8 protein-coding genes are annotated in these 14,734 nt (G+C 72.8%); 7 read left to right on the top strand and 1 reads right to left on the bottom strand.

The window, feature by feature from the left end; translation table 11 throughout:
- Position 1: 1 nt before the first annotated feature.
- From IPQ09_17715 to IPQ09_17705, 3 genes are read left to right on the top strand one after another with little or no spacing between them, the layout of a single operon-like run.
- Positions 2-1,420 carry an AarF/ABC1/UbiB kinase family protein gene (locus IPQ09_17715; protein MBL0196022.1) on the top strand — a complete coding sequence of 473 codons (1,419 nt, stop codon included), beginning with the start codon at positions 2-4 and terminating at the stop codon, positions 1,418-1,420.
- Positions 1,395-2,699: a site-specific DNA-methyltransferase gene (locus IPQ09_17710; protein MBL0196021.1), complete on the top strand. Its 1,305-nt coding sequence runs from the start codon at positions 1,395-1,397 to the stop codon at positions 2,697-2,699. Before IPQ09_17715 ends, IPQ09_17710 begins: the two co-directional genes overlap by 26 nt.
- Positions 2,686-4,941 carry a transglycosylase SLT domain-containing protein gene (locus IPQ09_17705; protein MBL0196020.1) on the top strand — a complete coding sequence of 752 codons (2,256 nt, stop codon included), beginning with the start codon at positions 2,686-2,688 and terminating at the stop codon, positions 4,939-4,941. Before IPQ09_17710 ends, IPQ09_17705 begins: the two co-directional genes overlap by 14 nt.
- Here the strand turns inward: IPQ09_17705 and IPQ09_17700 are convergent.
- Positions 4,931-5,809 (bottom strand): sterol desaturase family protein, encoded by an 879-nt coding sequence (locus tag IPQ09_17700; GenBank protein ID MBL0196019.1) that lies wholly within the window; start codon positions 5,807-5,809, stop codon positions 4,931-4,933. The genes IPQ09_17705 and IPQ09_17700 overlap by 11 nt on opposite strands.
- Positions 5,810-5,981: 172 nt before the next feature.
- On the opposite strand from IPQ09_17700, the gene IPQ09_17695 reads away from it, so the two are divergent.
- From IPQ09_17695 to mfd, 4 genes are all read left to right on the top strand, one after another.
- Positions 5,982-7,022 carry an AraC family transcriptional regulator ligand-binding domain-containing protein gene (locus IPQ09_17695; protein ID MBL0196018.1) on the top strand — a complete coding sequence of 347 codons (1,041 nt, stop codon included), beginning with the start codon at positions 5,982-5,984 and terminating at the stop codon, positions 7,020-7,022.
- Between the two features lie 194 nt (positions 7,023-7,216).
- Positions 7,217-8,500, top strand: coding sequence for an HlyC/CorC family transporter (locus IPQ09_17690; protein ID MBL0196017.1), 1,284 nt, complete (start codon positions 7,217-7,219; stop codon positions 8,498-8,500).
- A gap of 180 nt (positions 8,501-8,680) precedes the next feature.
- Positions 8,681-10,996, top strand: a complete 2,316-nt coding sequence (locus IPQ09_17685; protein MBL0196016.1) for an MMPL family transporter — start codon at positions 8,681-8,683, stop codon at positions 10,994-10,996.
- A 413-nt stretch (positions 10,997-11,409) separates the two neighbouring features.
- Positions 11,410-14,709, top strand: a complete 3,300-nt coding sequence (mfd, locus tag IPQ09_17680) for a transcription-repair coupling factor (GenBank protein ID MBL0196015.1) — start codon at positions 11,410-11,412, stop codon at positions 14,707-14,709.
- The last annotated feature ends 25 nt before the right edge of the window (positions 14,710-14,734 follow it).

Here is a 14,734-nt window from a genome sequence, read left to right as displayed (position 1 = left end):
CATGGCATCCAAGCGAGACGGCGAGCCGGAGGACGATCGGCCCGACGCGCCGCCCACGTCGCGCCTCGGCCGGCTCGCGCGGCTAGGCTCGCTCGCCGCCCGTACGCTCCCCGCAGGCGGCGCGGCGCTGAAGCGCGCCATCGGGCTCGGAGCGAAGGGCGACGACCCGGAGCGCCTCGCCAAGGAGCGCGAGGCCATGCGCGAGAACGCGCGCAAGACCGCGGAGGCGATGCTGAAGACCCTCGGCGAGATGAAGGGTCTCCCGCTCAAGCTCGGTCAGATGGCCTCGTACATCGACGGCCTCGCTCCCCCCGGCTACGAGGAGAAGTTCCAAGACGTCCTCAAGCAGCTCCAGGCGAAGGCGCCACCGCTCTCGCGGGAGGCCGCGCGCAAGGTGGTGACGGCCGAGCTCGGCGTCCCCGAGGAGGTCTTCTCGGTGTGGGAGGCCGAGCCGTTCGCGGCGGCGAGCATCGGGCAGGTCCACCGGGCCACGACCCACGGCGGCGAGCACGTCGCCGTGAAGGTGCAGTATCCGGGCATCGACAAGGCGATCGAGAACGACCTGAAGAGCGTCTCGATGCTCGAGCAGATGATGTCGCCGGTGGGCCGCCGCTACCACACGAAGGAGACCCTCGACGAGATCAAGTCGGTGTTCCTCGCGGAGCTCGACTACTCACGGGAGGCGAGCGCGACCGACATGTTCCGCGCGATCCACGCGGAAGATCCGGAGATCGTCATTCCGCGCGTTCAGCACTCGCTCTCCACGCGGCGGGTCCTGACGACCGAGCTCATCGGCGGCGTCGACTACAAGACGTTCTGCGCGGAGGCGACCCCCGACGACAAGCGTCAGGCGGCGGAGACCATCTGGCGCTTCATGATGCGCGCGCTCTTCCGCCACGGCGTGCTCTACGCCGACCCGCACCCTGGCAACTACCGCTTCCTCGGCGGCGGCAAGGTCGCGTTCCTCGATTTCGGCTGCCACAAGATCCTCTCGCCCGAGCTGCTCCTCGGCGAGAAGCGCTACATCATCGCCGCGATGGACGAGCGCTGGGACGACTTCGAGCGCGCCTGCGTCGACTTCCTCGGCTTCGATCCCACGGACGAGGAGTCGTTCAAGCTCTACCTCGACTACACGAAGTTCGTCATGATCCCGCTCACGGTCGACGCCCCGTACCGGCACACGCCCGAGGCCGCGCGCGAGACCGTGGCGTACCTCGCGCGCGGGCTAAAGAAGATCATGAAGTCGGCCGACTCGGGCGTGCCGAACCTCCCGAAGCCGATCCACATGCCGACCGAGCACACGTTCATGAACCGCCTGCAGTGGGGGCTCGCGAGCGTGATGGGAGGGCTCGGGGCCGAGGGGAACTACCACCGCATCACGCGCGAATGGATCCGTGGGCCGCACGTCCCGCCGCCTTGAGGGGACCGAGGGAGTGGCCGCGGACGCGCGGGGACCGCGCACGACGCGAGACCCGTCGCTCTCCGTTGGCGCGCGGCGGGCGGACGAGTGCCGCCTCGTGCAGAGCGACAACCTCGTGGCCATGAGGGAGCTCGAGCGCACGCACGGGGCGCGGTTCCGCCTCGCGTACCTCGACCCGCCCTTCAACACCGGCCGTGTCTTCTCGCAATACGACGACGCCCGGAGCCGGGAGGCGTGGCTCGCCATGATGGCGCCGCGCCTCCATGCGGCGCGCGCGCTGCTCCGCGACGACGGCGTGCTGGCGGTCGAGATCGACGACACCGAGCTCGGGCCGCTGCAGGTGCTGTGCGACGAGATCTTCGGGAGCCGCAACCGCGTGAGCACCATCACGGTGGTGCGCAGCGCGGCGACGGGTCACAAGGCGCAGAACGCGGGCCCTGTCCATGTGTCCGATTTCATTCTCCTTTACGCCAAGAGCCGCGCAGCGTTCTCGCCGACGCGCCTCTTCCGCGAGCGCGCGGGCGCGGACCCCGCGTACCGCACCTTCATCGTCGATCGCGGCGCCCCCGTCGCGTCGTGGCGGTACGTGCCGCTCGCGCGAGCGGTCGCTGCCCACGCGGGGTTCGCGACGGGGAGCGCGGCGAAGAGGTCGCTCGGCGAGGCGTGGCCGGCCCGCCAGGCGGCGTTCGCGCGCGCGCACGCGGCGAGCGTGGTCCGTTTCGCGCAGGTGCGCGTGGAGGCCGTGTCGCGCGAGGCCCAGGCGCTGGTCGCGCGCTCGCGACGGGAGCCCGACCGGACCCTCGTGCTGGAGCGCCCGAGCCGGCCGGCGCTGGTGCTGCGAGGCGGCAACCGGGTGCTGTTCCTCGCGTCGAAGCTCCGCTCCTTGCTGCCCGACGGCACCCTCGATCCGACCGAGGCGGCGCCCCGCGTGCTGGCGGAGCCGCTCACGAACGTGTGGAGCGACATACCCTTTCAGGGCCTCGCCCCCGAGGGCGGCGTGGCGTTCTCGAGGAACAAGAAGCCCGAGCGGCTGCTGGAGCGCTTGCTCGCGCTCACCACGGCGCCCGGCGATTGGGTGCTCGATCCTTTCCTCGGCAGCGGGACGACGGCGGCCGTGGCCGAGACCATGGGGCGCCGCTGGATCGGGATCGAACAGGGAGACCACGCCCTGTCGCTCGCCCTGCCGCGCCTCGCGAGGCTCGCTCGGGGAGAAGACGCGACAGGGCTCCGGCGCTCGCGTGAGTACACCGGAGGAGGGACGTTCGGTGTCTACCGATAGGCCGCTCGCGATCGGCTGGCGGCAGGGCCGGTGGCTCGCGCTCGCGTGCGTCGCTCTCGTGGCGTGCCACCGCGAGGGCCCGGAGAAAGCCCGCGACAGCGGGCCCGAGGGCGCCGCCGTGACCGACAGCGCAGCGAGCGCGCGCCCCGTAGAGCCCGCGTCGGACGCCGACGTAGGCGCCGACCCCGCGACGCGCTTCCGCGAGGCGGTGCGACACGCGCGGTGGGAGGAGGCCGAGGCCGCCGCCGCGCGGCTCGACGCGGCGGAGCAGGCCGCGCCGGACGTGAGGCTGGCGCGCGCCCGCGGCGCCCTTGAACGTGCAGACTACACGCAAGCCTCCGCGCTCCTCGCTTCGCTCGAGCAGGCGCTCCCGTTGCTCGACGCGCGCATCAAGGGCCTCCGCCTCCAGGCCATGGCCGAGGTGGGTCCGTTCGACGCGGCGGGAGAGGCATTCCTGCGCCGCGGCACGCCACGCGATCTTCTCGCGGCCGCGCGCGCGTTCGAGCGCGGTGGGGCCCACGCGCGCGCACGGCAGGCGGTCGATCGAGCGCTCACGCGCGGGAAGCTGCCTCGCGCGCTCGAGGAGGAGGCGCGCGCGCTGCGCCTCGGGCTCTGCCGCGACGACGAGCCAACCGCGCTCGAGGACGCGCGCTGGCTCTCAATCCACGCCGCGAGTCCGCCCGAGGTCGAGCGCGCGCTCGCCAGGCTGTCCAAGCTCGGGGGCGCCCTCTCGCCGGGGGAGTGGCTAGCCCGCGCGAGCGCGCTCGCCGACCAGCAGCGCCCCGACGAGGCGCTCAAGGCCATCGCCCGCGCGGCCGCCGGGAAGCCCGCGCCCGGCGAGGACGCGCTCTGTCACGCGCGCGCGGAGGCGCTCTACAAGGCCAAGAGCCGCTACACGGAGGCGGCGGCCGCCTACGGCGCGTGCGAGCGACGCGGAGGGGCGCGCGCCGCGGAGGACGCCTTCCTCGCCGCCCGCGCGCTCTCGCGCGCCGATCGCGATCGGGAGGCCGAGGCCGCGATGCGCCACGTGCGCGAGCGCTACCCGGGCTCGCCCTTCGCGAGCCAGGCGCGGTTTCACTTGGGCCGGATCGCGCTCCTCCACGGTGACCACGCGGCGGCGGTGCGCGCCTTCGACGAGCTCTCGGGCGAGGGGCGCGGGGGGAAAGGGAGCGCGCAGCCCCGAGGGGAGACCGCGCGCTACCGAGCGCTCGCGCACCTCGCCGCGCGCGACTACCCGGGCGCTCGCCGCCTGTTCGAGGCCCTCGCTGACGACGCGGACACGGCCGATCTCCGCGCTCGCGCGAAGAACCTCGCCGCGCTCGCGGCGCTGCGCGACGGGGATCGCACGCACGCCGTCGCGCGGTGGACCGAGGTCGTGCGAAGCCGACCGCTCAGCTTCGCCGCCCTCGTCGCGCAGGCGCGCCTCGCGGAGGCGAAGGCCCCGCCGGTGCCCTGGCTCGAGCCCGCGAGCGGGACGCCGTCGTCGCTCGCCGCGCTCTCCGTCGCCCTCCCCGCGCCCGCCGATCTGCTCCACGCGGTGGGCCTCGACGACGACGCCGAGGACGAGCTGCGCAGCCGCGAGGCGTTCGTCGAGTCGGCCTACCCCGGGCGCGGCGTCCAGGCGCTCTGCGCGGCCTACGCGCTCACGGGACGGGCTCGGCGCATGCACCAGGTCGCGCTCCGCGTGCCCTCCTCGCTCCTCGGCGAGAGCCCTGAGGGGCGCGCGCGGTGGGCGTGGGAGTGCGCCTTTCCGCGACCCTTCGCGGTCGAGGTCACCGAGGCCGAGCGGGCGAACGGCCTCGGCGCCGGCTTCGTGCACGCGATCATGCGCCAAGAGAGCGGCTTCGATCCCGAGGTGGTCTCGCCGGCGCGCGCGGTCGGCCTCATGCAGCTGCTCCCCGAGACCGCGCGCGCGGTCGCGGAGCGCGGGAAGCTCCCCCACGAAGACGCGTGGCTCACCCGACCTGGCCCGAACATCACGCTCGGCGCCCGCTACCTGCGCGAGCTCGGCGAGAAGCTCGACGGCGATCCGCTCCGCGTCGCGGGGGCCTACAACGCCGGGCCGGAGGCCATGACGCGCTGGCAAGAGCGCGCGAAGGGCGCCGACCTCGAGGTCTTCGTCGAGTCGATCCCCTACCTGGAGACCCGCGGCTACGTCGTGCGCGTGATGGACAACCTCGCGCGGTACGGCTTCGCGAGCGCCGGCGAGGCGGGCCTGCCGAAGGTGCGGCTCACGCTGTGAGGCCGCTGGGACGCGACGACGAGCCCCGCTCGCTCGCACCCACCTCGACCAGGTCGACGGCGGGCTCCGGCGGCGCCGCGTGGGGCTCCGCCGCAAGTGGCCAGACGAGCTGGGTGGGCCAGGACATCTCCGGCTCGCCCTCGATACCGAACGACTTCGGGTAGATACGCGTGATCTTGGCAGTACCGAACAACAGGTCCCAGACGAACAGCATGTTGCCGAAGTTGCCTCGGTAGTGAGTGCCGGGATCGGTCGCGTCGAGGCCGTGGTGGGCGAAGTGCGTGGCGGGCGTGGAGAGCAGCCGCTCGAGGATCCAGGCGATGGGCCGGGTGGCGCGGTGCCGCCAGAGCACTCGGTCGTAGCGGAGCTCGCTGTGCGCGCCGACGACGACGAGCATCTTGAAGAAGGCATACCATGGATACACCTCGCCCATGCCAAGATAGACCATCACCGGGGAGAGCCAGAGCCCGGGCATCATGGCATAGTAAAATAGGTTGTTGCGAAACGTGACCGCGACACCCATCTTGGGCGCCGCGTGGTGCGCGCGATGCAGGCGCCAGAGCAGGGGGCTCGTGTGCGACAGGCGATGCCACAGGTACTGCGTGAGGTCGTCGACCAGGAGGAACGCGCCCACCATCAGGGGCCACGGGAGCCACGCGAGGGCGCCACGACCGCCGGGCGCCGCGTGGGACAGCGCGCCCGCGACGGCGTAGGTGACCAGCGGCACGACCGCCCCAGGGAGCAACCCCGCGCAGAGCAGCTCGACGGTCCAGTCGCGGCGCGAGCGCCTCCACGTGTCGCCTCGCGTGCGCCAGCCCTCGAGCACACCGAGCACGACGACCGCCACCAGAACGTAGAGCTTCCACATGGTGAGACGATGACCCGAGGGGAGTCGCCGCGGTAGGACCGGCGCGGACGCCGGGGACGACCCGCCGGGACACGCGGGGACTGGCGCGGGACCGGCGCAGGACGGACGCGCAGGACGGACGCGCAGGCAGGGCACCGGGGACACCTGCGCCTGGCCGCGATAGCATCTCGCGGTGCACACCACGTCGTCGGTGCTCATCCGCGAGCTGGTCGAGCGCCTCGAGGCGGCGGGGTTGTCGCGGGGCGCGATCGAGGTGCAGGTGGGGGCGCAGGTCCCCGCGTGGGGCGATCCGGACGCCCGCTGGCCGCTCACCTCGTTCGCCGCGCTGACGCGCCTCGCGACCGACGAGCTCGGCGACCCGGCGCTCGGCCTGCACGTGGCCGAGACGCTGCCGGCCGAGCGGCAGCACGTGGTCGCGAGGATCGTGCAGTCCGCGGGCACGTTTCGCGAGGCGGCCGCCGCGTGGGCGAGGTACGCGTCGCTCGTGTCGACGGCCGATCGGCTCCGCCCGGAGGACCGCGGCGCGCGGTTCCGGCTGTGTTACGCGCCGCTCGCCGACGCGCCCGCCGTGCCGTTCCTCCACGAGCACTACCTCGTGCTCTCGCGGCGCCTCCTCGCGCTGCTGGGCGCCGGCGAAGCGAACGTCTCGTTCGAGCTCGCGACGCGGGCCCCACCCTACGCCGCCGAGGTCCATCGCGTGCTCGGCCCGAGCGTGAGGTTCGGCGCTACCTCTACCGCCGTCGAGCTCGACGCCGCGGCCGCGGACGCGCCGCTTCCCCACGCAGATCCCTACCTGGGCGCGGTGCTGCGCGTGGCCGCCGACCACTGGCTCGGCGGGGTCGCCCCTCCGGCGGCGGCCGTGACGGTCGGCGCCCAGGTGCTCGACGCGCTCGACGCGCTCGACGCGCTCGACGGCGCGGCGCTGCGTGGTCGCATCGCCGACGCGCTCGACTTGTCCGAGAAGTCGCTCCAGCGGCGGCTCCAGCAGGAGGGCGTCACGTTCAAGGAGCTGCTCGACCGGCACCGCCGAGCGCGGGCGCTCGCCTGGATCGCCGATGGGAAGCCAACGGTGGAGGTGGCCTGGCGCCTCGGCTTCTCGGAGATCGCGGCGTTCACCCGGGCGTTTCGGCGCTGGAGCGGGTCGACCGTGGTCCACTATCGGCGCGCCACGCGCAGCGGCGCCCTCCCGACACGCGCCCCGAGGCGCGGATGAGCGGTTCGACGAGCGCGCGACGCCCACCCGTGGCGCGCTCACCAGCCGTTCGTTTCAGCGCGAGCGACGGCACAAGATCAATTGCTTTCCACGACTTACACACGCGGACAGGCCCACAACCGACCTGCGGACTGCGCGTCCCGCGGCTTCCGTGCTAACCACCGCCCCACGTGTTGGGTCTGCTCGCCGCTGTCGTGTTTATCGCCTTGAACGGCTTCTTCGTCGCCGCCGAGTTCGCGCTCGTCAAGGTGGGCACGTCGAAGCTCAGCGCGCGCGCCAAGCAGGATCCGAAGGCGCGCCGCGCGCACGAGGTCGTCTCGAACCTCGAGCGCTACCTCTCCGTCACGCAGCTCGGCATCACGGTGGCGAGCCTGGGGCTCGGCTGGGTGGGCGAGCCCGCCATGGAGCACGCGTTCGTCGCGCTCATCCAGCGACTCACGGGCCACGAGCCCGGCGGCGCGCTGAAGATCGCGGCGATGGTCGCGGCCCTGACGCTCCTCACGTACGGCCACGTGCTGTTCGGCGAGCTCGTGCCCAAGCTGGTCGCCATCCAGCGCTCCGAGCAGACCGCGCTCAGCGTCGCGGGGCCGCTGCACCTCATCTACGTCGCGTTCCGGCCGCTGCTGTTCGGCCTCGAGGCGTCCACGAAGCTGCTCCTCCGCGCCCTCGGCATGAGCGCCGACGCGGCCAGCGAGGGCAAGCTGTCCGAGGAGGAGATCCTCGGTATCCTGGTCGCGAACACGGCGAAGAGCCCAGGCGGCGTCGAGAAGAGCGAGCTCGTGCAGCGCGTGATCCGCTTCTCGCAGCGCGCCGCGCGCCACGCGATGGTGCCGCGGGTGGACGTGAAGTCCCTACCCATCGAGACCACCGGCGTCGACGCCGTCGCGCTCCTGCGCGACCTTCAGTACTCGCGCATCGTGCTCACCCGGGGTCGCTCGCTCGACGACGTCGCGGGTTACCTCTACGCGAAGGACGTGTTCTTGAGTGAGGTCGAGCCCGCGCGCCTCGACCTCGCGAGCCTGCGGCGAGACGTCCTCTTCGTCCCCGAGCAGAAGGGGCTGCTCGATCTGCTCCGGCAAATGCAGAAGACCCAGATCCCCATCGCCGTCGTGATCGACGAGTACGGTGGGTCGAGCGGGATCGTCACGCTCGAGGACCTCCTCGAGGAGATCGTCGGCGAGATCCGCGACGAGTTCGACGAGGAGCCGTCGACGATCGTCCGCGATCCGAACGCCCCCGAGGTCTGGGACGTGGACGCCCGCGCGAACATGGAAGACCTGCGCACCATCGGCGTCGAGGTCGAGACGAAGGACGCGGCCGAGGCGATAAGCACGGTCATCCAGGAGCGCATCGGCCGCATTCCCCGCACGGGCGACAAGGTAGAGCTCGGCCCCCTGGTGTCGGTGGAGGTGAGCGGCATGAGCCGGCGGCGCATCACGAGCGTGCGCGTCCGCGTGAAGGTCGTGACGACGCCGTGATGGGCGGCGGCCCGTCCCGCCGGCTGCGGGTGCTCCAGGCGCTGATGCTGGTGCTCGGGGTCGTCTCCCTGCTCGTCAGCTCGCGGCTCCGACTCTCCGGCGATCTCACCGACCTGTTCCCGAAAAGGTCCCGAGGCCGAGGCGCTCGCGACGTTCACGCGCGCGTTCGGTGGGGGCGACGTGGGCCTCGTGCTCGTGCGGGGCGACGATCCGGCGAGCGTCACGGCGGCGACGGAGGACGCCTCGCGCAGGCTCGAGGGGCGCGCCACGGTCGAGCGGGTCGTGGCCTCGGTGCCGCAGCCGAAGCCGCCCGATCCCTCGCTCGCTTGGCTCCACGCGGGCCCGGGCGCCCGCGCGGCGTTGGCCTACGCCCTCACGCCCGCCGGCATGCGCCGGCGACTCGAGGGCACCCGCTCGCTGCTCCTCGCGCCCGCCGGCTCGCCCGAGACGAGCGAGGCGCTGCGTCGCGATCCTCTGCGGCTCTCGGCGCTGCCATGGGAGGGCCGGAGCGAGCTCGCCGCGGGCGTGACCGCCGACGGGGAGGGCCGCTTCGTCGCCGACGGTGGGCGCGCGCGGCTCGTGGTCCTCGAGCCCAAGGGCCGAGTGTTCGACCCCGAGGCCGCGGAGACGTTCGTGCGCGAGGTGGAGGGCGAGCTCGGCGAGGTGCGACGAGCCCACCCCGGCGTGCGCCTCGAGCTCACCGGCGGGCACGCCGTGGCCTACGCGACCGAGCGCATGATCCGCACCGATCTCTACCTCAGCACGGCGCTGTCGTTCGTCCTCTCCGCCGTGATGTTCCTCGTCACGTTTCGGCGCGCGCGCGCGCTCCTCGCCGTGCTCCCGCCGCTCATGCTGGGCACGGTGTGGACGACGGCGATCGCTGCGCTCGTGTACCCGCGCCTCTCCTCTCTTTCGGTCGCGTTCACCTCGGTCGTCGTGGGCGTCGGCGTCGACACGGGCGTGCACGTGTATGGCGCCCTGCTCGACGCACGCGCGAAGGGTCACAGCCCCGAGGCGGCGGCGGAGATCGCGCGACGCACCTCTGCCCGGCCCACGCTCACAGCGGCGGTCGTCGCTGGGCTCGCGTTCGGGGCGCTCGGCATCTCCGACATCGCCGCCCTCGGCCAGCTGGGCGTGCTCTGCGCGGTCGGCGAGGTGCTCACCGCGATCGCCATCCTGCTCTTCGCGCCCGACGTGGGCCGCTGGCTCGAGCGCGGGACCCCTGCGGCTCGCGCGCCAGCCGCGTGGGTCCGCGGGGTCTCCCGGCTCACCCGAGGCCGTGGGCGCGCGTGGGCCGCGCTCGCCGTGCTCCCCGCGCTCGTCGGAGCGCTCGTGCTCATGGGTCTCCCACGCACGGGGGACGCCGTGGTCGCGCTCCGCCCCTCGGCCCTCGCTCCCCTGCGCACGAGCGACGCGATCTACGGGCTCTTCGGGGGGCGCCCGAATCAGTGGATCGTGCTCGTGCACGACCGTGACCTCGACCGCGCGACCGCCGAGATCGACGCCGTCGCCGAGGCGCTCGAGCCGCTCGTGGCCGACGGGACGATCGACGGGTTCGATGCGATGACCACCTACATCCCCTCCAGGCTCACGCAGCGGGCACGCCTCCTCGAGCGCGACGGCCTCGACCTTCCCGCCAAGGCGCGTCTCCTCCGCGAGACCCTCGACGCGGTGGGCTTCGACGCCGACGCGTTCGCGGAGGCGTCCGCGTCGCTCGAGCATCCCAAGACCGAGACGCTTGGTATCCCGCTGGAGGGGCGCGGGCCGCTGTCGCTCGTGGTCTCGCGCCACGTGCAGCTCTACAAGGGAGAGCACTACGTGGCCGCGTACGTGCGGCCGACGGGAGATCCGGCGAAGGACCTCCGCCTCCGCGAGACGCTCCGTGGGGCCTCGCCGCGGGCCGTCGTGACGGGCTTCGCGGCGCTCGAGGTCTCTCTGCGCCGCACGCTCGTCCACGACCTGCCGCGCATCGCGCTGCTGGCCTCGGTGTTCGTGGGGGTCGCGCTCGGCTTCACGCTCCGGAGCGTGCGCTCGGTCGCCCTCGCGCTGCTCGCGCTGGCCACCGAGATCGCGATGGTGGGGGTCGCCATGCGCGTCCTCAACATTCGCTGGCATGTGTATGATGCACTCGTCCTGCCCGTGCTGCTGGGCATCACCCTCGACGAGGTGCTCTTCCTCCTCCACGCCGCCGACGAGCGCTCGCGCAGCCGCGACGGGAGCGAGGGCACCGCCGATCCGATCGACGCCGCCCTCGACAAGCAGGCGCCGCTCTCCGCGGCCACGGCGCTGACCACCGCGGCTGGCTTCGGGGCGCTCGTCGCGTGCCGCTTCGAGGGGCTCTTCGACCTCGGCGCGGTCGGCGCCATCGGCTCCGTGGCGGGCCTCGTCGCCTCGCTCGTGGTCGTGCCCGCAGGGCTCCGCTTGCTCGCGCCGACACCTCCGGCCGCGAGCCCCACGCCTGTCCTCCCCCGCGAACAGCCCCCGGAGATACCGTGAAGAGCAACCTGCGCGAGCGACTCGCGACCAAGACAGCGGCCGGCGAGGCCGATCAAGACGAAGCCGCGCTCGCGGCCGCGATCCGGCGGGATCCCTCGCTGAGCGATCCGCTACCCGACCTCGCCGTGACGGGCGCGACGCGGCTCCGCGAGATCACCTCGCGGCTCGGTGGCGCGCGGCGCGTCGACGTGACGGGCGCCCGCGGCTCGGCCGCTGCGGCCGTGGCCGCGACGCTCGCGCGCGACACCGCGCGGCCCGTCTTCCTCGTGGTCGCCGACGCGGACGCCGCGGCCCGCGCACGCGAGGACGTGAGCCTCTACCTCGGGCCCACGCACGGACCTCACGACGCGCTCGTGCTCGCCACACCCGAGGCTTCCCCCTACGCCGACGTGAACCCCGATCGGCGTGGCGAGATGGCCCGCGTGGCCGCGCTCGCGCGGCTCGGCCGAGGTGCGTACCGCGTGGTGTGCCTCACCGCCGCCGCCCTCGTGCGGCGCGTGGTGCCGCTCGCGATCGTGCGTGGCCACACGTCCCGGGTGGTCGCAGAGGAGGAGGTCTCGCGCGACGCCCTCCTCAGAACCCTCGCCGAAGGGGGATACCTGCGCGTGCCGCTCGTCGAAGACCGCGGCACCTTCGCCGTGCGCGGCGCGCTGCTCGACGTGTGGCCACCGGAGGACTCCGAGCCTTCGCGCGTCGAGCTCTACGACGAGCTCGTCGTGAGCATCAAGCGCTTCGACCCGTTCGAGCAGCGCACGCACAAGGACAGCGCCGAGAGGGAGCTCCTGCTGCCGCCCGTGCGCGAGACGCTCCTCACCCGTGAGAACGCGGCGCGCGCGCGGGCGCGCGTGGCCGAGCTCGGCGACACCTTGGAGGTGCCCACGCTCCGCGCGCGCGCCCTCGCCGACGACGTGGCGAGCGGCCGCGCGTTCTTCGGCTCCGACGGCTTCCTGCCGGCGTACTACGCCGAGCTGTCCTCTCCCTGCGAGCTGTTCCCGCCCGACGCCACAGTGGTACTCGACGATCCCGAGGTCATCGCGCGCGCCGTGCGCGACGAGCTCGACCGCGCGGCGCGTGAGGCCGCGGCCCGCGCGGGAGCGGTCCACTTCCCGCCCGAGGCGTTCTACATCGCGGAGGCCGAGGTCGCCGCGACGCTCGCGGGCCTGCGGGTGGTCCCCGTGACACGCGCCGCCGTCGCCGGCGGCGCCGAGCAGGGCCTCGCCGCCTACGCCCGCGCCGAGGCGAGCGCGACCGCGGTGGCGCTCGGCGCGCTCGACCACGGCGATCTGTCGGCCGCGATGCAGCGCGCGCGCGCCTCCAAGGGCCGCATCCCGAGCCTCGAGCCCCTGGTGCGCCGCGTGGCCCACCTGCGCGAGTCGGGCTTCCGCGTGCTCGTCACGGCCCGCACGGCCACCCAGGCCGAGCGCCTCGCAGGTCTCCTCGGGCACCAAGGGGTCACGTGCACCATACACCTGGTTTCCGCCGACGTTCTCACGCCGAGCGCGGCCTCGGTCGACGTCGAGCTCGTGCCAGGCGCCCTGTCCGCGGGCCTCGTGCTCCCCGCCGACGCCCTCGCGCTCATCACCGAGGAAGAGATCTTCGGCGAGCGCGCCCACCGAAAGGTGGCGAGGCCGAGAGACACGAAGACGGCGTTCCTGGAGGACCTGCGCTCGCTCGCGGTCGGCGACCTCGTCGTCCACGTAGAGCACGGCATTGGCCGCTACGTAGGCCTCATCCACAAGAGCGTGGGCGCGCACGTCGTCGATCTCCTGGTCGTCGAGTACGCGGGCGCCGACAAGCTCTATCTGCCGGTTTACCGGCTGAACCAGGTCCAGAAGTTCTCCGGCTCGGAGGTGGAGTCCGCCAAGCTCGATAGACTCGGCGGCACCACCTTCGCGAAGACCAAGTCCCGCGTTCGCCGCGAGGTGCGGCAGATGGCGGACGAGCTGCTGCGGCTCTACGCGGAGCGAAAGGCCCAGGAGGGCCACGCGCTGCCCCCCGTCGACGACGAGTACCGCGCGTTCGAGGCCACCTTCCCCTTCGAGGAGACCGCCGACCAGGCCCGCGCCATCGACGACGTGAACCGCGACCTCGAGGCGCCGCGCCCCATGGACCGGCTCGTGTGCGGCGACGTGGGCTTCGGCAAGACCGAGGTGGCCATTCGCGCGGCCTTCCGCGTGGCCATGGCGGGGCGCCAGGTGTGCGTGCTGTGCCCCACCACGGTGCTCGCGCAGCAGCACTTCCGCACCTTCGAGGCGCGCCTCCAGGGATACCCCATCACGGTGCGGTGCCTCTCGCGTTTTCAGTCGAAGAAGGAGCAAGACGAGACCCTCGCGCTTGTGAAAGAGGGCAAAGTCGACGTCCTCGTGGGCACACATCGACTCCTGTCGAAGGACGTCCACTTCAAGACGCTCTCGCTCCTCGTGGTGGACGAGGAGCAGCGCTTCGGGGTCACCCACAAGGAGCGCATCAAGCAGCTAAAGTCCTCGGTCGACGTGCTCACCCTCACGGCCACGCCCATCCCACGCACCCTGCAGATGGCCGTCGGTGGGCTCCGCGATCTGTCGCTCATCACCACCGCCCCGAGCGACCGTCGGAGCGTGCGCACCATCCTCACGCGGTTCGACGCCGAGGTGCTCCGCGAGGCGGTCACGAGGGAGCTGTCGCGGGGCGGCCAGGTCTTCTACGTCTACAACCGGGTCGAGGGGCTGTACGAGCGCGCGCAGCGCCTCCACGAGCTCGTGCCCACGGCCCGCATCGCGGTCGCCCACGGGCAGATGACGCAGTCGAAGCGGCGAACGGGCAGCGGCTCGCTCGACACGGAGACGAACCTCGAGCGCACGATGCTCGACTTCGTCGAGGGCCACTACGACGTGTTGTGCGCCACCGCGATCGTCGAGAGCGGCCTCGACATCCCCCGGGCCAACACCATCCTCATCGACCGCGCCGATCTGTTCGGCCTGTCGCAGCTCTACCAGCTGCGGGGGCGCGTGGGCCGCTCGCGCGAGCGCGCCTACTGCTACCTCATCGTGCCGCCGCAGGACGCGATGACCGACGAGGCGCGCGCGCGGGTCGAGGCGCTCGAGCGCTACTCCGAGCTCGGTTCGGGCTTCAAGGTGGCGTCGCTCGATCTCGAGTTGCGTGGCGGTGGCGATCTCTTGGGGGGCGAGCAGTCGGGCACGGTCGCGAGCGTGGGGTTCGAGCTCTTCTGCGAGATGCTCGAGGACGCCGTGCACGAGCTCCGCGGCGAGCCTGTGGTGCACGAGGTCGACCCCGAGCTGTCGGTCGACGTCGAGGCGCTCATCCCCGAGAGCTACGTGGCAGAGGTGGGCGTGCGCCTCTCGCTCTACAAGCGGCTCGCGAGCGCGCTCGACGAAGCCCACGTCGACGAGCTCGCCCAGGAGATGGAGGACCGCTTCGGCGCGCCCCCGTCCGAGACCCGCCGCCTGGTGCGGCTCATGGCGCTCAAGACCGAGCTCCGCCGCCTCCGCGTGCTCGGGTGCGAGGCGAGTAGCCGGCAGGTGACGCTGCACCTGCGCGAGGACACCACGCTCGATCCGCGCAAGGTCACCGAGCTCGTGCGTGAGAAGAAGAGCCCCTATCGACTGACTCCGGACATGCGCCTCAGCCGGCGGTTCGAGGGGGAGCGCGGCGGCCTCGAGAACCTCGAGGCGATGCTCGCCGAGCTCGCGAAGACGGCGCGCGCGCCCGGTTAGTCTCCGAGCCACGAGGCGAAACGGG

This window comes from Myxococcales bacterium, from assembly GCA_016720545.1.
In the GTDB taxonomy this organism is placed as follows: domain Bacteria; phylum Myxococcota_A; class Polyangia; order Polyangiales; family Polyangiaceae; genus JAAFHV01.
Note: the sequence above shows the minus strand (reverse complement) of the source record. Positions and strands in the feature narration are given on the sequence as shown.

Bases quoted from the DNA above. Each gene is read 5' to 3' on its own strand.
- IPQ09_17715 (MBL0196022.1), top strand. From the start codon at position 2: ATGGCATCCAAGCGAGACGGCGAGCCGGAGGACGATCGGCCCGACGCG.
- IPQ09_17700 (MBL0196019.1), bottom strand. From the start codon at position 5,809: ATGTGGAAGCTCTACGTTCTGGTGGCGGTCGTCGTGCTCGGTGTGCTC.
- mfd (MBL0196015.1), top strand. From the start codon at position 11,410: ATGGCCCGCGTGGCCGCGCTCGCGCGGCTCGGCCGAGGTGCGTACCGC.